Below are 21,020 nucleotides of genomic sequence, written 5' to 3'. Positions count from 1 at the left end.
CATCGCCCAAGCGCATGTCCCTCCTACATCAGGCCCGCTTTTTCGTTACCGTCAATCATCTGCGCGACCTGCCTGCCACGGCCGTGCCGGAAGTGGCGTTCGCCGGCCGCTCCAACGCCGGCAAATCCACCGCCATCAATATCCTTTGCAACCAGAAGCGCTTGGCTTTTTCGTCGCGCACGCCGGGCCGCACCCAGCACATCAACTTCTTCGGCGTGGCCCCGGTCAAGGCGCCGGACCCGCTCGCTTTCCTCGTCGACTTGCCCGGCTACGGCTATGCGCAGGTCTCGGGGTCGGCCAAGTTCCATTGGCAAGCGTTGCTGAGCGACTACGTGCAGACCCGCTCGCAACTGTCCGGCCTGGTGCTGATGATGGACGCACGCCGCCCCTTTACCGACCTGGATTGCCAGATGGTCGAGTGGTTCCTGCCCACCGGCCGGCCCATTCACGTGCTGCTGACCAAGGCCGACAAGCTGACCAACAGCGAGAACGCCCTGGCCCTGCGCGAAACCCGCAAGGTGCTGGCCGGCTACGCAGAACAGCTCGACACGCCCGTACCCCTGACCGCGCAGCTGTTCTCCAGCCTGAAGCGCCGCGGCATCGAGGAAGCCCAGCGCGTGGTGGCGGGCTGGCTGTCCCTGCCCGAGGCCCTGCCGCCCGCAGCCCAGGAGAACAAGGCCGCGGTTGCGCGGCAGGCTGAACCGGAAGCGGAACCAGATACCGCTGCGGACGATGCGCCTCCCGACACGCCCGCGAACTGATCTGCTGGCGCCACAAAGCGTACCCACCCCTGCGCCCGCCCTGTTGTCGAATCGACAAGTAAAGCGGTAAATGAGCCGGCAAAAAAAACCCCGTTGCAAGCAACGGGGGCGAACTTTCCCACCGGTTAAGGGCGGGTACCCGCTCAGGGAGGAGTAGCGGGGGACGCTGCATCACGCAAGCGCAACGCAGAGTGTCCGCGAGTATGATAGCGGGCGAGATCAAAAGTTTAGTTTTTCTTTCGCAAGCGGCCTGGCCAGGCACTCGCCAGCCACATCGCGCCAGCCGCCCGGCAGACTCCCGCACTTCTTTTTCGACTCCTCTCTCAAGCCATGTCCACATTTCCCGAGTACCGTCCGCGCCGCATGCGCCGTGATGATTTCTCACGCAGGCTGATGCGCGAGAACCGCTTGTCGCCAGATAACCTGATCTATCCGGTATTCATCGTCGACGGCCATAACCAGCGTGAGAGCGTGGCGTCCATGCCTGGCGTGGAGCGTCTGTCGATCGACCTGTTGCTGCCGGTGGCGGAAGACTGCGTAAAACTCGGCATCCCGGTCATCGCACTGTTCCCGGTGATCGATCCGGCCTTGAAGACGCCCGACGGCATCGAGGCGACCAACGCAGAAGGCCTGATCCCTCGCGCCGTGCGCGCGCTCAAGGACCACTTCCCGGAACTGGGCGTGCTGACCGACGTGGCGCTGGATCCGTACACCAGCCACGGCCAGGACGGCGTGCTGGACGACGATGGCTACGTGATCAACGACGTCACCGTGGAGATCCTGGTCAAGCAGGCGCTGACGCAGGCCGCGGCCGGCGTGGATATCGTGGCCCCCTCGGACATGATGGACGGGCGCATCGGCGCCGTGCGCGCGGCGCTGGAAGACAGCGGCTATATCCATACGCGGATCATGGCGTACTCGGCCAAGTTCGCCTCCGCCTTCTATGGCCCGTTCCGCGACGCGGTGGGCTCGGCGGCCAACCTGGGCAAAGGCAACAAGATGACCTACCAGATGGACCCGGCCAACTCCGACGAAGCCCTGCGTGAAGTGGCGCAGGACATCATGGAAGGCGCCGACATGGTGATGGTCAAGCCCGGCATGCCTTACCTCGACATCCTGCGGCGCGTGAAGGACGAGTTCCGCTTCCCCACCTACGTCTATCAGGTCAGCGGCGAGTACGCGATGCTCAAGGCCGCAGCCCAGAATGGCTGGCTGGATCACGACAAGGTCATGATGGAATCACTGCTGGCCTTCCGCCGCGCCGGCGCCGATGGCATCCTGACCTACTTCGCACGCGACGCCGCTCGCCTGCTTGCGCGCTGAACCTGCCCGGATGCAGCTGCTAGGCTTTTCCGCAAGCCAGGTCCATCCGCTTGCCTCGCTCGACGCGGCGCGTGACTTCCTTGCCGGCAATGCGGCGGCCCGTTTCGTCTGGGTCGACACGCCGATCGAGGAGATCAGCGCCGCGCCGACGGCCTGGCGCGACAGCGTCCAGGCGCTGACAGGCGCCCCGGTGCTGGACCTGCATCTCATCGATGCCACCAACCCGTCGCACCCCTCGTATTTCGATACGACGCATGTCTACGACATGGTGATCTTCCGCAAGCTCACCTTCGAGACCAGCCGGCTGATCGCCGAGGCAGGCGCAGAGGGGACTGCGGCATCCGGAACGAGCACGACTGCGACGGCCGGCCCGCAGCCCGCGGCAAAACCCGGTACCCCAACCAAGCCGCGCCGCTACCCGCCGGGCTTCCTACCCGCGCTGGCCAAGATCGATACCCAGCCGGTCACATTCTTCGTCTTTGACAACGTGCTGCTGACGGTACGGCCCGCGCAATCGCGCACGCTGGACCAGGTGCGCCAGCGCCTGCTTGAGCTGTGCCAGGCGCCACGGCCGCAAGCGGCGTCAAGGACGCGAGCCAATGGCCACGCCGCGCTGGTGCATGGCATCCGCCCGCCGACGCGCCCGGAAGACCTGATGCTGCGGCTGCTCAACGCCATGGTCGACCGCTACCTGGACCTGCGTGCGCCGCTGACGCGCCAGCTCGACCGGTGGCAGCGCGCGCTGCTAAATGCGCGGCGCAGCTTTTCCAGCTGGGAGGGCTTGCTCGATGCCCGCATCGAGCTACGGCGGCTGGAGCACTTGTGCGAGGAGCAGCACGACGCGCTGCAAGAGTTCCGCGACAGCCTGCTCGACAACAGCTATAGCATCGCGAGTGAAGGACCCGCTGCAGGCACGCCAGGTACGCCAGGCGCGGCGGGCCGCGACGATGCGCTGCTGGTGCGGATCAACGACGTGATGGAGCACATCTCGCGCGTGCTCGCGCATGCGCGCCGGCTGGAGGACTCGATCGAGTCCGCGGTGCAGATCCACTTCTCTTCGGTGGCGCACCGCACCAATCGCACCATGCGCACGCTGACGTTGATCACCGCGCTGTTCATGCCGCTCACGCTGATCACCGGCATCTTCGGCATGAACTTCGACCGCATGCCTTGGCTGCGTGAGCCCCAGGGCTTCTGGTGGTCGCTGGGGCTGATGGGCGCGGTGGTGGTGGTGCTGGCCGCGGTATGGGCGCTGGGGCGCCGGCTGGAGCAAAGCTAGCCGACGCTAGCCAAAGCTGGCGCTTCGGGTATTTCAGGTACGTCTCAGGTATTGGCTTTGGTATCGAGTGCGCGCGACAGCGTGTCGAGAAACCGCGTGGCCGGCTGATAGCCGATCGCGCGGACCGGCCGCTCGCGCCCGTCGGCACCGTACAGGATGATGCCCGGGGGGCCGAACAGGCCGAAGCGCTTGAGCAGCGCGCGGTCATCGGCGTTGTTCTGGGTGACATCCGCCTGCAGCATCACAACCTCGGACAGCCGCGCCCGTACGCGCTCATCGGTAAAGGTGAAGCGCTCCATCTCCTTGCAGCTCACGCACCAGTCCGCGTAGAAATCGAGCAGCACCGGCTTGCCGGCGGCGGCGGCCTGCGCCACGCGCGCGTCCAGCTGCGCAACCGAGCGGACCCGCTCGAACCGTACGTCGGACGCGCCGCCGGTCGTCGCTTCCGGCGCCGAGCGCGCAGCGCTCAGGTGCGCCAGAGGCTGCAGGGGGTCCCGGCCGCCGGATGCCAGCCCGACCAGGAGGATGGCGCCTGCCAGCGCCGCCAGCAGGCCCAGGCCCTTGCCTACCCTGGCCAGGCCATGCGCGTCGGGGCCGAGTGAATCGAAGGCGCTCAGGAAGACCGCGCCAACCAGCAGCAGCGCAGCCCAGCCCGCCATCAGCGCCCACGCGGGCAGCACCGGGCTCACCATCCAGAGCGCCACGCCCAGCAGCAGGAAGCCAAAGAAGCGCTTGGTCGTCTCCATCCAGCGCCCGGCGCGCGGCAGCAGGTTGCCCGCCCCCACGCCCACCAGCACCAGCGGCACGCCCATGCCGAGCGCCATGGCAAACAACGCACCGCCGCCGACCACGGCATCACCAGTGCGCGCGATATAGGCCAGCGCACCTGCCAGTGGCGCCGTCACGCACGGTCCGACGATCAGCGCGGAGATCGCGCCCATGACTGCGGCACCAGCAAGCTGCCCGCCCTGGCGGCGGTTGGACGATGCCGTCAGCCGGGTCTGCCAGTGCTGCGGCAGCTGCAGCTCATAGAGACCGAACATGGACAGCGACAGCGCCACCATCAGCAGCGCAAAGGCAGCCAGCATCCACGGCGCCTGCAGCGCCGCCGAGAGGCCCTCACCGAGCAGGCCCGCCGCCACGCCGATCCCCGTGTAGACCACTGCCATGCCAAGCACATAGGACAGCGACACCAGCAAGGCGCGCTTGCGCGTGACGTGCTCGCCCACCACGATCGACGACAGGATGGGCACCATCGGCAACACGCATGGCGTGAAGGTCAGCAGCAGGCCCAGGCCGAAGAACAGCGCGGCGATCACGCCGAGGTTGCGGCTGGCCAGGGCGCCAGCGATGCGGTCGTTCTCGTCGGCCGTGGGGGCCGGCAGGGCGGGGGAGGGGCCGGCCGCGTCGCCGCTTGCCGCGGCCGGGTTGTTGCCGATGCGGCTGGAATCCGCCGGTGCCCGCTTGCCGAACAATCCGTCAAGTGCACCGCCGCCGACCTTGAACACACTTTCCTGCGGCGGATAGCACAGGCCTTTGTCGGCACAGCCCTGGGAAGTCACCACCAGCGACCATTTGCCGTCGGCCGGGGCGGACTCCACCGGCACGCGGATGGTCAGCCCGCCGTGATAGGTTTCCATCTCCTTGCCGAACGTCTCGTCGAACTTGACCTTGCCGGGCGGGAACACCGGCGCACCCAGCTTGACGGACGCCGGCTGCGCCGCAAAGGCAAAGCGATCGCGGTAGAGGTAGTAGCCATCCGCCACGTCGAAGCGAACCTCGATCGTCTTCGCATCGACCTGATGGGCCGCAAACCGGAAGGCCTGTTCCGGCGGCAAGAAGTCGTCATCGGCGGCATGTGCCATGCCGCCGAGGCACAGCCAGAGTGAGGCCAGCAGCATGATCAACAGCCGCACTGCGGCACCATGCCGCATGGCTTGCCCAGCCCCCCAGCCACCCGAGGCGTTCGCGCTCACACCGAAACTCATGCCCAGCCTTTGAAATGTCATTCGTTGTATCCGCATCGCGCTCGCTTCATGGCGCCAGTCCCAGGCCGCAGTGCCTATTGCCTGCATCAGTGTCAGTCAGCGCAGCAACCACTATCCTTACGCACTGTCGCCTCCGTCCGTGGTCGTTCGGGTTTCGTGCGCGACCCACGCCAGATACGGCGCAAATCCCGCGACCAGCGGCATTGCCACGATCTCAGGCACCTCGTAGGGGTGCGCTAGCCGAATCGCGGCCTCCAGCGCCGCGTAACGCTCCTGGGTGGTCTTGATCATCAGCGGCCACTCGCGTGCGCTTTCGATCTCACCTTGCCACCAGTACTCGGACTCGCACGGCGCCAGCCGGTTCACGCATGCCGCCAACCTCGACTCCAGCACGGCCCTTGCAACACGCCCTGCGGACTCGGCGTCCGGCAGCGATGTCATCACCAAGATTGCTTCGCTCATCAGATCGTCCTCCCAGGCCACAGGCTGCCCCGCGGCCAGACTCCGGCGCACCGGCCCCGGAAAACAAAAGAGCCAGGCATGTAGCCTGGCTCGATTGTAAGCGGTGTCCGCGCGGCTCGCCGCGACCAACGGTCGCAGCGGGCCGGGACGGAATCAACCTTATTCGCCTGCTTCTTCAGCCGGCGCTTCGGTGATTTCCGGGCGGTCAACCAGTTCGACCAGCGCCATCGGCGCATTGTCGCCCTGGCGGAAACCGAACTTCAGGATACGCGTGTAGCCACCCGGACGCGCGTTGTAACGCGGGCCGAGTTCGTTGAACAGCTTGGTGACCATGTCGCGGTCGCGCAGACGGGCGAAGGCCAGGCGGCGGTTGGCAACGGTGTCCTTCTTGGCCAGCGTGATCAGGGGCTCGACAACCTTGCGCAGTTCCTTGGCCTTGGGCAGGGTGGTCTTGATCAGTTCGTGCTGGAACAGCGAGTTGGACATGTTGCGCAGCATCGCGAGGCGGTGCGACGAGGTGCGGTTCAGTTTCCGCAAACCATGACGGTGACGCATGATGATTCCTTTATTGCAATGTTTGACCAGCTCTTCTATCGCTTGGCCGGAGCAATCTCCGGTTCGGCGCGGGCCGGTAGTCTATTAAGGCAGCCGGCACATGCCGGTCGCCGCGATGACCTGGCGCGGCGGCAGGGGAAACCCGCCACCGCGCCTGGCTATTACTTCTCCAGCCCTGCGGGCGGCCAGTTCTCGAGCTTCATGCCGAGGGTCAGGCCGCGCGAAGCCAGCACTTCCTTGATTTCATTGAGCGACTTGCGACCCAGGTTCGGGGTCTTGAGCAGCTCATTCTCGGTGCGCTGGATCAGGTCGCCGATGTAGTAAATGTTTTCGGCCTTCAGGCAGTTGGCCGAACGCACGGTCAGCTCCAGGTCGTCGACCGGGCGCAGCAGGATCGGATCGATCTGCGGCGTGCGGCTCGAAGCGGCTTCCGCCGACGACTCGGTGCCTTCCAGCGCGGCGAACACCGACAACTGGTCCACCAGGATGCGGGCCGATTGACGAATCGCTTCCTCGGGCGAAATCACGCCGTCGGTTTCGATGTTCATCACCAGCTTGTCGAGGTCGGTACGCTGTTCCACACGAGCCGATTCGACTGCGTACGAAACACGGCGCACGGGCGAGAACGAAGCGTCCAGCACGATGCGGCCAATGACCTTGCCCGCTTCGTCGCCGAACTTGCGCACGTTGCCCGGCACATAACCACGGCCTTGTTCGACCTTGATCTGCATATCGAGCTTGCCGCCGGCCGACAGGTGAGCGATCACGTGGCCGGGGTTGATGATCTCGACATCGTGGGGCAGCTCGATATCGGCAGCCGTCACAACGCCTTCGCCTTCCTTGCGCAGCGAAACCGTGACTTCGTCGCGGTTGTGCAGCTTGAAGACCACACCCTTCAGATTCAGCAGCAGGTTGACTACGTCTTCCTGCACGCCATCGATGGTGGAGTACTCATGGACCACCCCAGCGATCGTGACTTCGGTCGGGGCATAACCGACCATCGACGACAGCAGCACGCGACGCAGGGCGTTACCGAGCGTATGGCCATAGCCACGCTCGAACGGCTCCATCACGACCTTCGCGTGATGGTCGCCGAGCGGCTCCACGGCAATAATTTTAGGCTTGAGTAGTGCTGTTTGCATTAGGTTGTCCTTTTCAATACCCTCGGCTCGTTACACCGATAAGGCTGACGTTTGGAACCTGAAAATCCCATCGCACGATGGGCAATAAGCCCGACGCGCGGCAGCGCGTCGGGCTGAATGTGAAGCTTGGCGGGAAACGCAAGCCCCTGGCCGTTCGATGGTGTCGGTCAGAATTCGAGTGATTAACGCGAATACAACTCGACGATCAGGCTTTCGTTGATGTCACCCGAGATATCGGCGCGATCCGGCACTTGCTTGAAGGTGCCTTCGAACTTCTTCGCGTCCACGGCAACCCATGCCGGGAAACCCGATTGCTCAGCCAGCGACAGCGCTTCGGCGATACGGACTTGCTTCTTCGACTGCTCGCGGATGGTGATGACGTCACCAGCCTTGACTTGCGCCGACGGCACGTTCAGGGCTTGACCGTTCAGCAGGATCGCCTTGTGCGACACCAGCTGGCGCGCTTCAGCGCGGGTCGAGCCAAAGCCCATGCGGTACACGACGTTGTCCAGGCGCGACTCCAGCAGTTGCAGCAGCTTCTCGCCGGTGTTGCCCTTGCGGCGGTCGGCTTCAGCGAAGTAGCGGCGGAACTGACGCTCGAGCACGCCATAGATACGCTTGACCTTCTGCTTTTCGCGCAGCTGGTTGCCGTAGTCGGAGGTGCGTGCACCCGAGGTGCGGCCGTGCTGGCCCGGCTTGCTGTCCAGCTTGCACTTGTCTGCAAGCGAGCGGCGTGCGCTCTTCAGGAACAGGTCGGTACCTTCACGACGGGAGAGTTTGGCCTTCGGGCCGATATAACGTGCCACTTTATCTTCCTTCCTGATCGATCGCGGCGCCTTGTTTGACGCGCCGCGAGTCCGCCTTCTCCGCCCGTTCGACGGACGCGTGAGTGGCAGACGGTGGGCTTATCCAGCGCATTCCCCGAAGGGCACGCGCAAAAGCATATGACTGACTACGAGCATCAGGCGGCGGACCATCAGGCCAATCGCCAGACACAAAAACGCAAAACGAAAAACTGCCGCAAAGCATATGCAGCAGGTCAACGTGCAATGTTACCACACCGGGCAGAAGGCGAGGAAGACCTCACCTGCGGCCCGGGTATCACACCGGCGCTTAGATCCGACGACGCTTGGGCGGACGGCAGCCGTTGTGCGGCACTGGCGTCACGTCTTCGATAATCGAGATCTTGATGCCGAGCGCGTTCAACGCGCGCACAGCCGATTCACGGCCAGGGCCGGGGCCCTTGATGCGCACGTCCAGGTTCTTGATACCCTGGTCTTGCGCCACGCGGCCGGCGTTCTCTGCAGCAACCTGAGCTGCGAAGGGCGTCGACTTACGCGAACCCTTGAAGCCCTGGCCACCCGAGGTTGCCCATGCCAGGGCATTGCCCTGACGGTCGGTGATCGTGATGATGGTGTTGTTGAACGAAGCGTGGACGTGCGCAATGCCGTCGGCAACGTTCTTCTTGACCTTCTTACGCGCGCGCTGGGCGGCGTTATTCGGACCTTTTGCCATTAGTTTCTTCCTCTGCCTTCGGCTTTACTTCTTCAGAGCCACGCCGGCCTTACGCGGACCCTTGCGGGTACGGGCGTTGGTGCGGGTGCGCTGACCGCGCATCGGGAGACCCCTGCGGTGACGGACGCCACGATAGCAACCAAGGTCCATGAGACGCTTGATGTTCATCGTGGTTTCACGACGCAGGTCACCCTCAACCGTGGCCTTGGCTACTTCGTCACGAAGCTTTTCCAGGTCGCCGTCGGTCAGGTCCTTGACCTTCTTGTCAAAGGGAACGCCGGTGGCCACGCAAATCTTGCGGGCGCGCGAGCGGCCGATACCGTAAATAGCCGTCAGGCCAATCTCGGTATGCTTATGGTTCGGGATGTTAACCCCTGCGATACGTGCCATTCGTCAATCCTCTTTCCGATTAGCCTTGGCGTTGCTTGTGGCGGGGATCCGACGAGCAGATCACGCGCACGACACCGTTGCGCTTGATAACTTTGCAGTTGCGGCAAATGCGCTTAACAGAAGCCAGCACTTTCATGATTTTCCTCTTCCTTCAATTCCTGTTCGCTTCACTTCGTCCGAAAGACGATGCGCGCGCGTGACAGATCATATGGGGTCAGTTCAACCGTCACCCGATCACCCGGAAGAATCCGGATGTAGTTCATTCGCATCTTGCCGGAGATATGGCCCAGCACTACGTGGCCGTTCTCCAGTTTGACGCGGAACGTCGCGTTGGGGAGGTTTTCCAGGACCTCCCCCTGCATCTGGATGACGTCGTCTTTTGCCATACCTAGCCTGTACCGACCCGGCTTCAGCGCAAGGTCAGATTACCCTTGAAATTCGCTTTCTTCAGCAGGGACTCATATTGCTGCGACATGACATAGGACTGGACCTGGGCCATGAAGTCCATCGTGACGACCACGATGATCAGCAACGAGGTTCCGCCAAAATAGAACGGAACGTTCCAGCGCAGTACCAGGAATTCCGGCAACAGGCAGACCAGTGTGATGTAGATCGCACCAGCCAGCGTCAGACGGACAAGAATCTTGTCGATGTAGCGCGTCGTCTGCTCGCCCGGACGAATGCCCGGAATGAAGGCACCGCTTTTCTTCAGGTTGTCCGCGACTTCCCGGCTGTTGTACACAAGAGCCGTATAGAAGAAGCAGAAAAATATAATTGCAGCAGCGTACAGCAGGATGTAGACCGGCTGTCCCGGCGAAAGCGTCGCAGCCAGGTCCTTGATGAACCGGCCGGCAGCGCTCGTCGAGTCAGACGTGAACCAGCCCGCGATGGTCGCCGGGAACAAGATGATCGACGATGCGAAGATCGGCGGAATCACCCCTGCCATGTTCAGCTTCAGCGGCAGGTGCGACGATTGACCGCCATACACCTTGTTGCCGACCTGACGCTTGGCATAGTTCACCAGGATCTTGCGCTGGCCACGCTCGACAAACACCACGGCGAAGGTGACACCGGCGATGATTGCCACGATCAGGATCGAAGCAATGATGCTCATGGAACCGGTGCGAACCAGTTCGAAGAGCCCGCCGATCGCGTTGGGCAAGCCCGCCGCGATACCGCCGAAGATGATGATCGAGATACCGTTGCCCAGACCCCGCTCGGTGATCTGCTCACCCAGCCACATCAGGAACATCGTACCGGTCACCAGCGTGATCACTGCCGTAGCCCGGAACATCAGGCCCGGATCGATCACCAGACCAGGCTGAGACTCCAGCGCGACTGCAATCGACAGCGCCTGGAAGGTGGCCAGAACCACCGTGCCGTAGCGCGTGTACTGCGTGATCTTGCGTTGACCCGCCTGCCCTTCCTTCTTCAGCGACTCCAGCTGCGGCAGCACGATCGTCAGCAATTGCATGATGATCGACGCCGAGATGTACGGCATGATGCCGAGCGCGAAGACGGTAAAGCGCGACAGCGCACCGCCCGAGAACAGGTTGAACATCCCGAGGATGCCACCTGACTGACTCTGGAAAAGCTTCGCAAGCTGTTCCGGATCGATTCCCGGCACCGGAATATGCGCTCCGATGCGGTACACGATCAGGGCCAGCACCAGGAACATCAGCCGGCGCTTCAGGTCGCCGTACTTCGCCGTGTTCTTGGCTTGCGTGCTTGCATTGGGTTTCGCCGTGGCCAAACGATGCTCCGACTGTGACTCGCCTATGCTGCGAAATCTGCTGCTAAATTACGCCGCGATCTGACCGCCGGCGGCTTCGATCGCAGCCTTGGCACCAGCGGTGGCGCCCAGACCCTTGATCGTAACCTTGCGGGTCAGCTCACCAGCCTTGATGACCTTGGCGCTCTTGGCCAGCTCAGCCACCAGGCCAGCTTGCTTCAGAACCAGCAGGTCCACCTCGGTGGCTTCCAGGCGCTCGATATCACGCAGGGTCACTTCGGCGTTGAAGGCCTTCGTCAGCGACGTGAAGCCACGCTTCGGCAGGCGACGATACAGCGGCATTTGACCGCCTTCGAAGCCGACCTTGTGGAAGCCGCCCGAACGCGACTTCTGACCCTTGTGACCACGGCCGGCAGTCTTGCCCAGGCCGGAGCCGATACCGCGGCCGACGCGACGCTTGGCGTGCTTCGAACCGTCAGCCGGTTTCAGGTTGTTGAGTTGCATCTTGCTCTCCGTGTCCCGGGACTCAGGCCAGAACCTTGACCAGGTACGAGACCTTGTTGATCATGCCGCGCACGGCGGGCGTGTCCTGCAGCTCCGACACCGAATTGATACGGCGCAGGCCCAGGCCACGGACGGTGGCGCGATGATCCTCGCGCGTGCCGATCAGGCTGCGCACGAGTTGCACTTTTACGGTTTGTTGCGACATTTCGTCCGACTCCTTAACCGAGGATGTCTTCAACAGACTTGCCACGCTTGGCGGCGATCTCGCCCGGCGTGCTCATCTTTTGAAGACCGTCCAGCGTGGCGCGAACCATGTTGTACGGATTGGTCGAGCCGTGCGACTTGGTCACGACGTTGGTCACGCCCATCACTTCGAAAATCGCGCGCATCGGGCCACCAGCGATCACGCCGGTACCTTCCTTGGCGGGCATCATCAGCACCTTGGCGGCGCCGTGCTTGCCAACGACTTCGTGTTGCAGCGTGCCGTTCTTGAGCGAGACCTTGACCATCTTGCGACGGGCTTCGTCCATTGCCTTCTGAACCGCAACCGGCACTTCCTTAGCCTTGCCCTTGCCCATGCCGATGCGGCCATCGCCGTCACCAACCACGGTCAGCGCAGCGAAACCGAGAATCCGGCCACCCTTCACCACCTTGGTGACGCGGTTGACCGAGATCATCTTCTCGCGGAGGCCGTCGTCGCGTTCGTCCTGCTGGACTTTTGCTTGCATTTTTGCCATGACGTATCTCTCTATGTGCGCTTAGAACTTAAGGCCGGCTTCGCGTGCTGCGTCAGCCAGTGCCTTCACGCGACCATGGAAGCGGAAGCCGCCGCGATCGAACGCAACGGTTTCCACGCCAGCTGCCTTCGCCTTTTCGGCGATGCGCTTGCCAATCAGGGTCGCGGCGGCTGCGGTAGCACCGCTGCCGGTCAGTTCCTTGCGCACTTCTGCCTCGGCGGTCGAAGCCGATGCCAGCACTTGCGTGCCGCACGGCGAGTAGACCTGGGCGTAAATATGCGAATTCGTACGGAACACGGTCAGACGGTTGATCTTCAACTCCGCGATTTTGGCGCGGGTCTGACGTGCACGGCGCAAACGAGCGTCTTTCTTGTTCATGATTGCACCCCTTACTTCTTCTTGGTTTCCTTCAGGATGACGCGCTCGTCCGAGTAGCGAACGCCCTTGCCCTTATAGGGCTCAGGCGGACGGTACGCGCGGACTTCCGCAGCCACCTGACCGACTTTCTGCTTGTCCGCACCCTTGATGATGATCTCGGTCTGCGTGGGCGTTGCCGCCGTCACGCCTTCCGGCATCGCATGGATCACGTCGTGCGAGAAACCAAGCTGGAGCTTCAGCGCAGTACCTTGCAGCTGGGCACGATAGCCCACGCCGACCAGGTTAAGCTTGCGCTCGAAACCGGCGGTTACACCCTTGACCATATTGGCCACCAGGGCGCGCATGGTGCCCTGCAGTGCGTTTGCTTCGCGCGATTCATCGACCGGAGCGAAGGTCAGCGTGTCGTTTTCGACATTGACCTTGACCAGGCTGTGAATCGGCTGCGTCAGCGTGCCGAGCGGGCCCTTAACGGAGAGCACGCCAGCCGCCACATTGACTTCTGCGCCTTTGGGCAGCGCGATGGGAGCCTTACCTACACGGGACATGGTCTACTCCTTACGCGACGTAGCAAAGAACTTCGCCGCCCACGCCAGTGGCACGTGCCTTGCGATCGGTCATCAGACCCTGGGGGGTCGAGATGATTGCGACGCCGAGGCCGTTCATCACTTGGGGGATGTCGCTACGGCCCTTGTACACGCGCAGACCAGGCTTCGAGACGCGTTCAATGCGCTCGATGACCGGACGGCCAGCGTAGTACTTCAGACCGATGCTCAGTTGTGCCTTGCCGCCTTCTTCTTTCACGGCGTAGTCGTCGATGTAGCCTTCGTCCTTAAGGACCTTGGCGATTGCCACTTTCAGCTTCGACGACGGCATGACAACCGACACTTTCTGCACGCCTTGGGCGTTGCGGATGCGTGTCAGCATATCGGCGATAGGATCGCTCATGCTCATACTGTTTCTCCTGTAGCCTGTGCGTAATTACCAGCTGGCTTTCGTCAGACCCGGGATTTCGCCACGGAAGGCGATTTCACGGATCTTATTACGCGCCAGGCCAAACTTGCGGAAGGTACCGCGGGGACGACCGGTGATCGCGCAGCGGTTACGCTGGCGAGTCGGGTTCGCGTTGCGCGGGAGCTGCTGCAGCTCGAGACGCGCGCTATAACGCTCTTCTTCCGACTTCTCTTGGTCGTCGATAATGGCCTTGAGGGTCGCACGCTTGTCGGCATACTTTGCCACGAGCCTAGCGCGCTTCTTCTCACGTTCAATCAGAGCCAATTTAGCCACGGTTACCCCTTAATTACGGAACGGGAACTTGAATGCTGCGAGGAGTGCCTTGGCTTCCTCGTCATTCTTCGCCGTCGTCGTGATGCTGATGTTCAGACCACGCAGTGCGTCGATCTTGTCGTACTCAATTTCGGGGAAAATGATCTGCTCTTTCACACCGATGTTGTAGTTGCCACGACCATCGAACGAGCGGCCCGAAACACCACGGAAGTCACGCACGCGCGGCAGGGCCACGGTCACGAGACGATCCAGGAATTCGAACATGCGTTCGCCGCGCAGCGTCACCATCGCGCCGATGGGATAACCCTGGCGGATCTTGAAGCCGGCGATTGCCTTCTTGGCCTTGGTCACCACCGGCTTTTGGCCGGCGATCTTGGTCAGGTCGCCCACGGCCAGCTCAATGACCTTCTTGTCATTGATGGCTTCGCCAAGGCCCATGTTCAGGGTGATCTTGGTGATGCGCGGCACTTCCATGACCGACTTGAAGCCGAATTGTTCGATCAGCTTCGGTACTACTTGTTCTTTGTAAAACTCTTGCAGACGTGCAGTCATGCTCAACTCCTATCTGTGCCCAGAATCAAGCTGCCACGACGGCACCGGTGGTCTTCAGCACGCGTACACGCTTGCCGTCTTCCACCTTGATACCGACGCGCGACGGCTTGCCATTGGCATCCACGAGCGCAACGTTAGAAATATGCAGCGGCATGACCTTGTCGACCACACCACCGGTGGTGCCCAGCATGGGGTTCGGACGTGCGTGCTTCTTGGCAACGTTGACGCCTTCCACCACAACCTTCTCGCCGAGCATGGCTTGCACGGTGCCGCGCTTGCCCTTGTCTTTTCCGGTCAGGACGATGACTTCGTCGCCTTTACGAATCTTGTTCATGGCGGCTCCTTACAGCACTTCCGGCGCGAGCGACACAATCTTCATGAAGCGCTCGGTACGGAGTTCACGAGTCACCGGCCCGAAAATACGGGTGCCGATCGGCTCGAGCTTGGTGTTCAGCAAGACAGCGGCATTGCTGTCGAACTTGACGAGCGAACCATCAGCGCGACGCACGCCCTTGGCGGTGCGCACGACGACGGCGTTGTAAATATCGCCCTTCTTCACGCGACCGCGCGGCGCTGCGTCCTTAACGGTCACCTTGATGATGTCGCCCACGCTCGCATAGCGGCGCTTGGACCCACCCAGCACTTTGATGCACAGAACTTCGCGCGCACCAGTGTTATCGGCTACTTCGAGCCGGCTTTCTGTCTGAATCATGGTGTTATCTTCCCAACTTAATCCACCGGGCAACGCCCGCCGGTCAGTCTTGGTCCCGTCAGCCCCTGGCTTTGCGCCAGCAACCGTTTGGGTTGATCAACTTTGAAGTCGGTAGTTACCAGGCGGCCTGAACATGGTTAATCAGGAGCCGCTCGGCTAGGTTCGCTTCACCGATTCGCCGGGGTGATACAACTAAGGCGAATGCAACAAAGCGGAAGTCCAGGATTATAGCACATAACCCTGGACTCGCAAGTCAACCGAAAACCGTGTGGTTTTTTAGATGACGCGCGCAGCTTCGACCAGACGGGAAACCACCCAGGACTTGGTCCGCGACAGCGGACGCGTTTCCTGGATCTCGACCTTGTCGCCTTCCTTGTACTGGTTGGCTTCGTCGTGTGCGTGGTACTTCTTGGAACGCAGCACGTACTTGCCGTACAGAGGATGCTTGACGCGGTTTTCGATCAAGACCGTGACGGTCTTGTCCATCTTGTCGCTAACTACCCGACCGACCAGCGTGCGGCGAAGCGACGATTCCGTTTGTGCAGTTTCAGTCATTTCGAGGTCGCCTTTTCGTTCAGCACGGTTTGCACCCGCGCGATGTCCTTGCGCACCTTCTTCAGCTGGCTGGTGTTCTGCAGCTGTTGGGTGGCCTTTTGCATGCGCAGGCTAAATTGGGCCTTCAGCAGCTCGGAGAGCTCCTGGTTCAGCCCTGCGGCATCTTTGCCGCGAAGTTCGGATGCTTTCATCCCTGCTCTCCTTACGTCCCGACCTGGCGCACCACGAAATTGGTAGCGATCGGCAGCTTGGCGGCCGCGAGGCGGAACGCCTCACGAGCCAGCTCTTCCGTCACGCCATCCATTTCGTACAGCATCTTGCCCGGCTGGATTTCTGCCACGTAGTATTCCGGATTACCCTTACCGTTACCCATACGGACTTCGGCGGGCTTCTTCGAGATCGGCTTGTCCGGGAAAATCCGGATCCAGATGCGGCCGCCACGCTTGATGTGACGGGTCATCGCACGACGTGCCGACTCGATCTGACGAGCCGTCAGACGACCACGGCCCATCGCCTTCAGGCCGAATTCGCCGAAAGACACGGCGTTGCCACGGGTAGCTTTACCCGTGTTGCGGCCTTTCTGCTCCTTGCGGTATTTTCTGCGCTTAGGTTGCAGCATCGTTATTCTCCACTCTTCGCATCTGCGCCAGGAGCGCGGCGACCTGCACCGGCACCCGCGCCACCGCGGCGGTTGCCACCCGGACGGCCGCCTTCGCCTTCACGGCGACGACCATCAGGACGACCACCCGGGCGACGACGACGATCGTCTTGCGGCTCTTCCACCACCGGCGCATCGTTGCGGCCGAGGTGATCACCCTTGTAGACCCACACCTTGACACCGATGATGCCGTAGGTGGTTTCTGCTTCGGAGAAGCCGTAGTCGATGTCGGCGCGCAGGGTGTGCAGGGGCACACGACCTTCGCGATACCACTCGGTACGAGCGATTTCGATGCCGTTCAGACGACCGGCGCTCATGATCTTGATGCCCTGGGCACCGAGGCGCATCGCGTTCTGCATCGCACGCTTCATTGCGCGGCGGAACATGATACGGCGCTCGAGCTGCTGGGTGATCGAGTCAGCGATCAGCTGCGCATCGGTTTCCGGCTTGCGGATTTCCTCGATGTTCACGTGCACGGGCACACCCATGCGACGTTGCAGCTCGGCCTTGAGCAGTTCGATGTCCTCACCCTTCTTGCCGATCACCACGCCCGGACGCGAGCTATAAATGGTGAGACGTGCATTGCGGGCGGGGCGCTCGATCACGACGCGGCCAACCGAAGCGTTCTTGAGCTTCTTCTTCAGAAACTCGCGAACTTCGATGTCTTCCTTCAGCATGCCGGCGAACTTCGTGTTGTTGGCGTACCAACGCGAAGCCCAGTTACGGCTGACGGCCAGACGGAAGCCAGTCGGATGAATCTTCTGTCCCATCGTGACTCCTTAGTTGCCGAGCGTCACAGTGATGTGACAAGTTTGTTTCTCGATGCGGTTGCCGCGGCCCTTTGCTCGTGCCGTGAAACGCTTGAGCGAGGTTGCCTTGTCGACGAAGATGGTCTTGACCTTCAGTTCGTCGATGTCGGCGCCTTCGTTGTGCTCGGCGTTGGCGATGGCCGATTCGACCACCTTCTTCACGATGACGGCCGCCTTTTTCGGGCTGAACGTCAGGACGTTGAGCGCGCGTTCGATCGGCAGACCGCGGATCTGGTCAGCGACCAGGCGCGTTTTCTGGGCGGAGATGCGGGCACCGCGATGAATCGCTTTCACTTCCATGATGGCACCTTACCTCTTCGCTTTCTTGTCAGCCGCGTGGCCCTTGAACGTACGCGTGAGCGCAAATTCACCGAGCTTGTGGCCAACCATGTTTTCCGAAACATACACCGGCACGTGTTGACGGCCGTTATGTACGGCGATCGTCAGGCCGATGAAGTCCGGCAGAATGGTCGAGCGACGCGACCAAGTCTTGATGGGCTTCTTGTCCTTGCCGGCTGAGGCCGCTTCCACCTTTTTCAGCAGGTGGGCGTCACAGAACGGACCCTTTTTTGCGGAACGTGTCATGTCTAGGCTCCTACCTACCGATTAACGCTTGTGGCGGCGCTGCACGATCATGCTGGCAGTGCGCTTGTTGCTGCGGGTACGGTAACCCTTGGCCGGGGTACCCCACGGCGAAACGGGGTCACGACCAGCAGCGGTCTTGCCTTCACCACCACCGTGCGGGTGGTCCACCGGGTTCATCACAACGCCGCGAACCGTCGGGCGGATACCGCGCCAACGATTTGCACCGGCCTTGCCGATGACGCGCAGGCTATGCTCTTCGTTACCGACTTCACCGATGGTGGCGCGGCATTCGATGTGAACGCGACGCACTTCACCGGAGCGCAGGCGAACCTGAGCGTAGATGCCTTCACGAGCCAGCAGCACAGCGGAACCGCCAGCGGCGCGAGCGATCTGAGCGCCCTTGCCCGGCAGCATTTCCACGCAGTGGATGGTGGTGCCAACCGGAATGTTGCGGATCGGCAGGTTGTTACCCGACTTGATCGCAGCTTCCGAGCCGTTCATCAACGCTTGGCCAACTACCATGCCCTTGGTGGCAATGATGTAGCGGCGCTCGCCGTCGGCGAACAGCACCAGCGCGATATTGGCGCTGCGGTTCGGATCGTATTCCAGGCGCTCGACCTTGGCGGCAATGCCGTCCTTGTCGTTGCGCTTGAAGTCGACCACGCGGTAATGGTGCTTATGACCACCGCCCTTGTGACGGGTGGTGATGTGACCGTTGTTGTTACGGCCCGACTTCTGGAATTGCTTTTCCAGCAGCGGAGCGTGGGGCGCGCCCTTGTGCAGGTTGTGGTTAACAACCTTCACCATGGAGCGACGGCCCGGGGACGTCGGCTTGGTCTTGACGAGTGCCATGATTACTTGGCCTCCGCTTCAAAATTGATTTCCTGACCCGGCTTGAGCGAAACGTAAGCCTTCTTCACGTGGTTGCGACGCCCCATGAAACGGCCAAAACGCTTTTGCTTGCCCTTTTGGTTCAGGATCTGAACGGACTGCACCTCGACCTTGAACAGCAGTTCGACTGCCGCCTTCACGTCTGCCTTGTTGGCATCGCGAGCGACTTCGAACACGACTTGTTCGTTCTTGTCGGCGACCAGGGTTGCCTTTTCGGAAACCACCGGCGCGAGCAGCACCTGCATCAAACGATGATCGTTCTTGGCTACTTGCGTCATTTCAGCAACTCCTCGATCTGCGCGACGGCTGCCTTGGTCACCAGCACCTTCTTGTAGTGCACGAGCGACAGCGGGTCAGCCTGGCGCGGCTCGACAACCGCCACGTGCGGCAGATTGCGCGAAGCCAGGTAGAGGTTTTCGTCGAGGCTGTCGGTGATGATCAGCACCGAGTCCAGGCCCATGGCCTTGAACTTGTCGGCCAAGAGCTTGGTCTTGGGCGCATCGACGGTGAAACCGTCCACCACGTTGATACGACCTTCACGTGCGAGCTGCGAGTAAATCGAGCGCATGCCGGCACGGAACATCTTCTTGTTGACCTTCTGCGTGAAGTTCTCTTCCGGCGAATTCGGGAAGATACGGCCGCCCCCGCGCCACAGCGGCGAGGAAGACATACCGGCACGGGCGCGACCCGTACCCTTCTGGCGCCAAGGCTTCTTGGTCGTGTGCTTGACCTCTTCACGGTCCTTCTGCTTACGGTTACCGCTGCGAGCGTTAGCCTGGTAAGCGACGACGACCTGGTGAACGAGGGCTTCGTTGTAGTCACGGCCGAAGACTTCGGGCGAAGCGTCAACGCCTGCACCGATCTGGCCATTGTCCTGGAGGAGCTTGAGTTCCATTGATTCGCTCCTTAAGCTTTGGCTTTGGCCTTGACGGCCGGGGTAACGATAACCTTGCCGCCCTTGGAGCCGGGAATGGCGCCCTTGACCAGCAGCAGCTTGCGCTCTGCGTCGATCTTGGCGATTTCCAGGTTCTGGACGGTGCGGGTGACGTCACCCAGATGGCCAGTCATGCGCTTGCCGGGGAACACACGGCCCGGATCCTGCGCCATACCGATGGAACCCGGCACGTTGTGCGAACGCGAGTTACCGTGGGTGGCACGACCCGATGCGAAATGGTGACGCTTGATGGTACCGGCGTAGCCCTTACCGATGGTCACGCCCTGGACGTCGATCTTTTGACCGACTTCGAACAGGTCAACCGACAGCGTGCCGCCGGGTTGCAGTTCGCCAGCCTTAGCGGCATCGATGCGGAATTCGCGGATGATTTCACCAGCTTCAACACCAGCTTTGGCAAGGTGACCTGCCAGGGGCTTGGTGACGCGGCTAGCGCGGCGTGCGCCGAAAGTGACTTGAACCGAGGTATAACCGTCGGTCTCGTCCGTCTTGATTTGTGTCACGCGGTTGTCGCCGACCTCGACCACGGTAACGGGAATTGAATCGCCGTCGTCCGTGAAAATACGGGTCATGCCAACCTTGCGACCTACAAGGCCAAGGCTCATGGTTTGCTCCATTCCCAGCTGCGATTGGCCGGGGCTGATTGATACACGAAAACAGTGTTTGCAGTGCGGGGCTTGCGCTGAAGAAGACTGCGCGCGGCCAAGCTGGCCAGCCCACTACCCATAGACAAACGGGTAGCCTTACACTATATCGCGTAGATTTGGAAAGAGCAAGCGTGGAGCGACAAGTATGACGGGGCGTACGGGGCGGTGTTGTTTTGTGATGATTCCGTGTGATCCTACCGCCCCAGCTGCACAAATTCCCCGCCAAAGAACACCAGCGGCTCCCCCTCGCCTACCTCAAACTCCTCCACCTGGCCCACGATCAGCAGGTGATCCCCGACGGCATCGGCGCGCTCGACCCGGCACGCCAGGGTGGCCAGGGCATCATCGAGATAAGGCACGCCACGCTGGCATCGCCGATGGGCGACTCCGGCAAACTTGTCGTCTGCGGGCTTGGCAAAGCGCCGGGCGAGTTCGCCGTGCCCCGCCCGCAGAATGCTGACGCCGAACGGGCTCCCCGGCGTGAAACGCGCCGCGTTCTGCGAACGCAAGGCCAGGCTCCACAGGATCAGCGGCGGCGCCAGCGACAGCGAGGCAAAGGAGTTGATGGTCAGGCCGATCGGGCGGTCATCGGCACCGCAGGCGCCGATG

34 protein-coding genes are annotated in these 21,020 nt (G+C 61.9%); 3 read left to right on the top strand and 31 right to left on the bottom strand.

Going from position 1 to position 21,020, the window contains the following annotated elements; translation table 11 throughout:
- Positions 1-14 precede the first annotated feature (14 nt).
- The 3 genes from yihA to AC1RWI_RS32335 all read left to right on the top strand — a co-directional run bounded on the left by yihA (position 15) and on the right by AC1RWI_RS32335 (position 3,363).
- The gene (gene yihA / locus AC1RWI_RS32345) at positions 15-761 is read left to right on the top strand and encodes a ribosome biogenesis GTP-binding protein YihA/YsxC (RefSeq protein WP_043350324.1); all 747 of its coding nucleotides are present in this window, start codon (positions 15-17) and stop codon (positions 759-761) included.
- A gap of 330 nt (positions 762-1,091) precedes the next feature.
- The gene (hemB, locus tag AC1RWI_RS32340; RefSeq protein ID WP_492870380.1) at positions 1,092-2,084 is read left to right on the top strand and encodes a porphobilinogen synthase; all 993 of its coding nucleotides are present in this window, start codon (positions 1,092-1,094) and stop codon (positions 2,082-2,084) included.
- 10 nt (positions 2,085-2,094) lie between these two features.
- Positions 2,095-3,363 carry a magnesium transporter CorA family protein gene (locus tag AC1RWI_RS32335; protein ID WP_043350329.1) on the top strand — a complete coding sequence of 423 codons (1,269 nt, stop codon included), beginning with the start codon at positions 2,095-2,097 and terminating at the stop codon, positions 3,361-3,363.
- Between the two features lie 44 nt (positions 3,364-3,407).
- Here AC1RWI_RS32335 and dsbD read toward each other — a convergent pair whose 3' ends face one another.
- The 31 genes from dsbD to AC1RWI_RS32180 form a co-directional block, all read right to left on the bottom strand.
- Positions 3,408-5,297 (bottom strand): protein-disulfide reductase DsbD, encoded by a 1,890-nt coding sequence (dsbD, locus tag AC1RWI_RS32330; protein WP_144409907.1) that lies wholly within the window; start codon positions 5,295-5,297, stop codon positions 3,408-3,410.
- Positions 5,298-5,468: 171 nt separating this feature from the next.
- A complete protein-coding gene (gene cutA / locus AC1RWI_RS32325; protein ID WP_043352396.1) occupies positions 5,469-5,813 on the bottom strand; it encodes a divalent-cation tolerance protein CutA in 345 nt (114 codons plus the stop codon).
- A gap of 159 nt (positions 5,814-5,972) precedes the next feature.
- Positions 5,973-6,368 carry a 50S ribosomal protein L17 gene (rplQ, locus tag AC1RWI_RS32320; protein WP_006160427.1) on the bottom strand — a complete coding sequence of 132 codons (396 nt, stop codon included), beginning with the start codon at positions 6,366-6,368 and terminating at the stop codon, positions 5,973-5,975.
- A 161-nt stretch (positions 6,369-6,529) separates the two neighbouring features.
- Complete coding sequence (locus AC1RWI_RS32315) at positions 6,530-7,510, bottom strand: DNA-directed RNA polymerase subunit alpha (protein ID WP_006160428.1); 981 nt, start codon at positions 7,508-7,510, stop codon at positions 6,530-6,532.
- Between the two features lie 182 nt (positions 7,511-7,692).
- On the bottom strand, positions 7,693-8,316 hold the full coding sequence (gene rpsD, locus AC1RWI_RS32310) for a 30S ribosomal protein S4 (protein WP_006160429.1): 624 nt from the start codon (positions 8,314-8,316) through the stop codon (positions 7,693-7,695).
- Between the two features lie 307 nt (positions 8,317-8,623).
- Positions 8,624-9,025, bottom strand: coding sequence for a 30S ribosomal protein S11 (gene rpsK / locus AC1RWI_RS32305; RefSeq protein WP_006160430.1), 402 nt, complete (start codon positions 9,023-9,025; stop codon positions 8,624-8,626).
- A gap of 24 nt (positions 9,026-9,049) precedes the next feature.
- Entirely contained in the window at positions 9,050-9,415 is a 366-nt protein-coding gene (gene rpsM, locus AC1RWI_RS32300) for a 30S ribosomal protein S13 (protein ID WP_006160431.1), read from the bottom strand.
- Positions 9,416-9,434: 19 nt separating this feature from the next.
- Entirely contained in the window at positions 9,435-9,551 is a 117-nt protein-coding gene (gene rpmJ, locus AC1RWI_RS32295; protein WP_006160433.1) for a 50S ribosomal protein L36, read from the bottom strand.
- A gap of 31 nt (positions 9,552-9,582) precedes the next feature.
- The gene (gene infA / locus AC1RWI_RS32290; RefSeq protein ID WP_006160436.1) at positions 9,583-9,801 is read right to left on the bottom strand and encodes a translation initiation factor IF-1; all 219 of its coding nucleotides are present in this window, start codon (positions 9,799-9,801) and stop codon (positions 9,583-9,585) included.
- Between the two features lie 23 nt (positions 9,802-9,824).
- Positions 9,825-11,168 carry a preprotein translocase subunit SecY gene (secY, locus tag AC1RWI_RS32285; RefSeq protein WP_006160437.1) on the bottom strand — a complete coding sequence of 448 codons (1,344 nt, stop codon included), beginning with the start codon at positions 11,166-11,168 and terminating at the stop codon, positions 9,825-9,827.
- 48 nt (positions 11,169-11,216) lie between these two features.
- Positions 11,217-11,651, bottom strand: coding sequence for a 50S ribosomal protein L15 (gene rplO / locus AC1RWI_RS32280; protein ID WP_006160439.1), 435 nt, complete (start codon positions 11,649-11,651; stop codon positions 11,217-11,219).
- A gap of 22 nt (positions 11,652-11,673) precedes the next feature.
- The gene (gene rpmD, locus AC1RWI_RS32275; protein ID WP_006160440.1) at positions 11,674-11,856 is read right to left on the bottom strand and encodes a 50S ribosomal protein L30; all 183 of its coding nucleotides are present in this window, start codon (positions 11,854-11,856) and stop codon (positions 11,674-11,676) included.
- Between the two features lie 13 nt (positions 11,857-11,869).
- Positions 11,870-12,388: a 30S ribosomal protein S5 gene (gene rpsE / locus AC1RWI_RS32270; protein ID WP_006160449.1), complete on the bottom strand. Its 519-nt coding sequence runs from the start codon at positions 12,386-12,388 to the stop codon at positions 11,870-11,872.
- A 21-nt stretch (positions 12,389-12,409) separates the two neighbouring features.
- Positions 12,410-12,766 carry a 50S ribosomal protein L18 gene (gene rplR / locus AC1RWI_RS32265; protein WP_043350338.1) on the bottom strand — a complete coding sequence of 119 codons (357 nt, stop codon included), beginning with the start codon at positions 12,764-12,766 and terminating at the stop codon, positions 12,410-12,412.
- A gap of 11 nt (positions 12,767-12,777) precedes the next feature.
- Positions 12,778-13,311: a 50S ribosomal protein L6 gene (rplF, locus tag AC1RWI_RS32260; RefSeq protein ID WP_043350342.1), complete on the bottom strand. Its 534-nt coding sequence runs from the start codon at positions 13,309-13,311 to the stop codon at positions 12,778-12,780.
- A 10-nt stretch (positions 13,312-13,321) separates the two neighbouring features.
- Entirely contained in the window at positions 13,322-13,717 is a 396-nt protein-coding gene (gene rpsH / locus AC1RWI_RS32255) for a 30S ribosomal protein S8 (protein WP_006160454.1), read from the bottom strand.
- A 27-nt stretch (positions 13,718-13,744) separates the two neighbouring features.
- Positions 13,745-14,050: a 30S ribosomal protein S14 gene (gene rpsN, locus AC1RWI_RS32250; RefSeq protein WP_006160456.1), complete on the bottom strand. Its 306-nt coding sequence runs from the start codon at positions 14,048-14,050 to the stop codon at positions 13,745-13,747.
- Between the two features lie 9 nt (positions 14,051-14,059).
- The gene (gene rplE, locus AC1RWI_RS32245; RefSeq protein ID WP_006160458.1) at positions 14,060-14,602 is read right to left on the bottom strand and encodes a 50S ribosomal protein L5; all 543 of its coding nucleotides are present in this window, start codon (positions 14,600-14,602) and stop codon (positions 14,060-14,062) included.
- A gap of 25 nt (positions 14,603-14,627) precedes the next feature.
- Positions 14,628-14,936: a 50S ribosomal protein L24 gene (gene rplX, locus AC1RWI_RS32240; protein WP_043350346.1), complete on the bottom strand. Its 309-nt coding sequence runs from the start codon at positions 14,934-14,936 to the stop codon at positions 14,628-14,630.
- Positions 14,937-14,945: 9 nt separating this feature from the next.
- Positions 14,946-15,314, bottom strand: coding sequence for a 50S ribosomal protein L14 (gene rplN / locus AC1RWI_RS32235; RefSeq protein WP_017225233.1), 369 nt, complete (start codon positions 15,312-15,314; stop codon positions 14,946-14,948).
- Between the two features lie 276 nt (positions 15,315-15,590).
- Complete coding sequence (rpsQ, locus tag AC1RWI_RS32230; RefSeq protein ID WP_006160462.1) at positions 15,591-15,869, bottom strand: 30S ribosomal protein S17; 279 nt, start codon at positions 15,867-15,869, stop codon at positions 15,591-15,593.
- Positions 15,866-16,060: a 50S ribosomal protein L29 gene (rpmC, locus tag AC1RWI_RS32225; protein WP_006160464.1), complete on the bottom strand. Its 195-nt coding sequence runs from the start codon at positions 16,058-16,060 to the stop codon at positions 15,866-15,868. Before rpmC ends, rpsQ begins: the two co-directional genes overlap by 4 nt.
- Before the next feature lie 11 nt (positions 16,061-16,071).
- Positions 16,072-16,488, bottom strand: a complete 417-nt coding sequence (rplP, locus tag AC1RWI_RS32220; protein WP_006160465.1) for a 50S ribosomal protein L16 — start codon at positions 16,486-16,488, stop codon at positions 16,072-16,074.
- Between the two features lie 2 nt (positions 16,489-16,490).
- Positions 16,491-17,297 carry a 30S ribosomal protein S3 gene (gene rpsC, locus AC1RWI_RS32215; protein WP_006160467.1) on the bottom strand — a complete coding sequence of 269 codons (807 nt, stop codon included), beginning with the start codon at positions 17,295-17,297 and terminating at the stop codon, positions 16,491-16,493.
- 9 nt (positions 17,298-17,306) lie between these two features.
- Complete coding sequence (rplV, locus tag AC1RWI_RS32210; protein WP_006160469.1) at positions 17,307-17,636, bottom strand: 50S ribosomal protein L22; 330 nt, start codon at positions 17,634-17,636, stop codon at positions 17,307-17,309.
- 9 nt (positions 17,637-17,645) lie between these two features.
- Entirely contained in the window at positions 17,646-17,921 is a 276-nt protein-coding gene (rpsS, locus tag AC1RWI_RS32205) for a 30S ribosomal protein S19 (RefSeq protein ID WP_006160471.1), read from the bottom strand.
- Between the two features lie 21 nt (positions 17,922-17,942).
- Positions 17,943-18,773 carry a 50S ribosomal protein L2 gene (gene rplB, locus AC1RWI_RS32200; RefSeq protein WP_043350353.1) on the bottom strand — a complete coding sequence of 277 codons (831 nt, stop codon included), beginning with the start codon at positions 18,771-18,773 and terminating at the stop codon, positions 17,943-17,945.
- Between the two features lie 2 nt (positions 18,774-18,775).
- The gene (gene rplW / locus AC1RWI_RS32195; RefSeq protein WP_006160473.1) at positions 18,776-19,090 is read right to left on the bottom strand and encodes a 50S ribosomal protein L23; all 315 of its coding nucleotides are present in this window, start codon (positions 19,088-19,090) and stop codon (positions 18,776-18,778) included.
- The gene (gene rplD / locus AC1RWI_RS32190) at positions 19,087-19,707 is read right to left on the bottom strand and encodes a 50S ribosomal protein L4 (RefSeq protein ID WP_006160474.1); all 621 of its coding nucleotides are present in this window, start codon (positions 19,705-19,707) and stop codon (positions 19,087-19,089) included. Before rplD ends, rplW begins: the two co-directional genes overlap by 4 nt.
- Positions 19,708-19,718: 11 nt before the next feature.
- The gene (gene rplC, locus AC1RWI_RS32185; RefSeq protein WP_035870770.1) at positions 19,719-20,369 is read right to left on the bottom strand and encodes a 50S ribosomal protein L3; all 651 of its coding nucleotides are present in this window, start codon (positions 20,367-20,369) and stop codon (positions 19,719-19,721) included.
- A 236-nt stretch (positions 20,370-20,605) separates the two neighbouring features.
- Positions 20,606-21,020, bottom strand: a 415-nt coding sequence (locus tag AC1RWI_RS32180; protein WP_492870378.1) for a flavin reductase family protein, incomplete at its 5' end; no start/stop codon positions are given.

The organism is Cupriavidus sp. MPR-AND1C, assembly GCF_058809705.1.
This window is presented reverse-complemented; position numbering and strand designations above follow the sequence as displayed.

Bases quoted from the DNA above. Each gene is read 5' to 3' on its own strand.
- yihA (WP_043350324.1), top strand. From the start codon at position 15: ATGTCCCTCCTACATCAGGCCCGCTTTTTCGTTACCGTCAATCATCTG.
- hemB (WP_492870380.1), top strand. From the start codon at position 1,092: ATGTCCACATTTCCCGAGTACCGTCCGCGCCGCATGCGCCGTGATGAT.
- AC1RWI_RS32335 (WP_043350329.1), top strand. From the start codon at position 2,095: ATGCAGCTGCTAGGCTTTTCCGCAAGCCAGGTCCATCCGCTTGCCTCG.
- dsbD (WP_144409907.1), bottom strand. From the start codon at position 5,297: ATGCGGCATGGTGCCGCAGTGCGGCTGTTGATCATGCTGCTGGCCTCA.
- cutA (WP_043352396.1), bottom strand. From the start codon at position 5,813: ATGAGCGAAGCAATCTTGGTGATGACATCGCTGCCGGACGCCGAGTCC.
- rplQ (WP_006160427.1), bottom strand. From the start codon at position 6,368: ATGCGTCACCGTCATGGTTTGCGGAAACTGAACCGCACCTCGTCGCAC.
- AC1RWI_RS32315 (WP_006160428.1), bottom strand. From the start codon at position 7,510: ATGCAAACAGCACTACTCAAGCCTAAAATTATTGCCGTGGAGCCGCTC.
- rpsK (WP_006160430.1), bottom strand. From the start codon at position 9,025: ATGGCAAAAGGTCCGAATAACGCCGCCCAGCGCGCGCGTAAGAAGGTC.
- rpsM (WP_006160431.1), bottom strand. From the start codon at position 9,415: ATGGCACGTATCGCAGGGGTTAACATCCCGAACCATAAGCATACCGAG.
- rpmJ (WP_006160433.1), bottom strand. From the start codon at position 9,551: ATGAAAGTGCTGGCTTCTGTTAAGCGCATTTGCCGCAACTGCAAAGTT.
- infA (WP_006160436.1), bottom strand. From the start codon at position 9,801: ATGGCAAAAGACGACGTCATCCAGATGCAGGGGGAGGTCCTGGAAAAC.
- rplO (WP_006160439.1), bottom strand. From the start codon at position 11,651: ATGCAACTCAACAACCTGAAACCGGCTGACGGTTCGAAGCACGCCAAG.
- rpmD (WP_006160440.1), bottom strand. From the start codon at position 11,856: ATGTCGCAACAAACCGTAAAAGTGCAACTCGTGCGCAGCCTGATCGGC.
- rpsE (WP_006160449.1), bottom strand. From the start codon at position 12,388: ATGGCAAAAATGCAAGCAAAAGTCCAGCAGGACGAACGCGACGACGGC.
- rplR (WP_043350338.1), bottom strand. From the start codon at position 12,766: ATGAACAAGAAAGACGCTCGTTTGCGCCGTGCACGTCAGACCCGCGCC.
- rplF (WP_043350342.1), bottom strand. From the start codon at position 13,311: ATGTCCCGTGTAGGTAAGGCTCCCATCGCGCTGCCCAAAGGCGCAGAA.
- rpsH (WP_006160454.1), bottom strand. From the start codon at position 13,717: ATGAGCATGAGCGATCCTATCGCCGATATGCTGACACGCATCCGCAAC.
- rplE (WP_006160458.1), bottom strand. From the start codon at position 14,602: ATGACTGCACGTCTGCAAGAGTTTTACAAAGAACAAGTAGTACCGAAG.
- rplX (WP_043350346.1), bottom strand. From the start codon at position 14,936: ATGAACAAGATTCGTAAAGGCGACGAAGTCATCGTCCTGACCGGAAAA.
- rplN (WP_017225233.1), bottom strand. From the start codon at position 15,314: ATGATTCAGACAGAAAGCCGGCTCGAAGTAGCCGATAACACTGGTGCG.
- rpsQ (WP_006160462.1), bottom strand. From the start codon at position 15,869: ATGACTGAAACTGCACAAACGGAATCGTCGCTTCGCCGCACGCTGGTC.
- rpmC (WP_006160464.1), bottom strand. From the start codon at position 16,060: ATGAAAGCATCCGAACTTCGCGGCAAAGATGCCGCAGGGCTGAACCAG.
- rplP (WP_006160465.1), bottom strand. From the start codon at position 16,488: ATGCTGCAACCTAAGCGCAGAAAATACCGCAAGGAGCAGAAAGGCCGC.
- rpsC (WP_006160467.1), bottom strand. From the start codon at position 17,297: ATGGGACAGAAGATTCATCCGACTGGCTTCCGTCTGGCCGTCAGCCGT.
- rplV (WP_006160469.1), bottom strand. From the start codon at position 17,636: ATGGAAGTGAAAGCGATTCATCGCGGTGCCCGCATCTCCGCCCAGAAA.
- rpsS (WP_006160471.1), bottom strand. From the start codon at position 17,921: ATGACACGTTCCGCAAAAAAGGGTCCGTTCTGTGACGCCCACCTGCTG.
- rplB (WP_043350353.1), bottom strand. From the start codon at position 18,773: ATGGCACTCGTCAAGACCAAGCCGACGTCCCCGGGCCGTCGCTCCATG.
- rplW (WP_006160473.1), bottom strand. From the start codon at position 19,090: ATGACGCAAGTAGCCAAGAACGATCATCGTTTGATGCAGGTGCTGCTC.
- rplD (WP_006160474.1), bottom strand. From the start codon at position 19,707: ATGGAACTCAAGCTCCTCCAGGACAATGGCCAGATCGGTGCAGGCGTT.
- rplC (WP_035870770.1), bottom strand. From the start codon at position 20,369: ATGAGCCTTGGCCTTGTAGGTCGCAAGGTTGGCATGACCCGTATTTTC.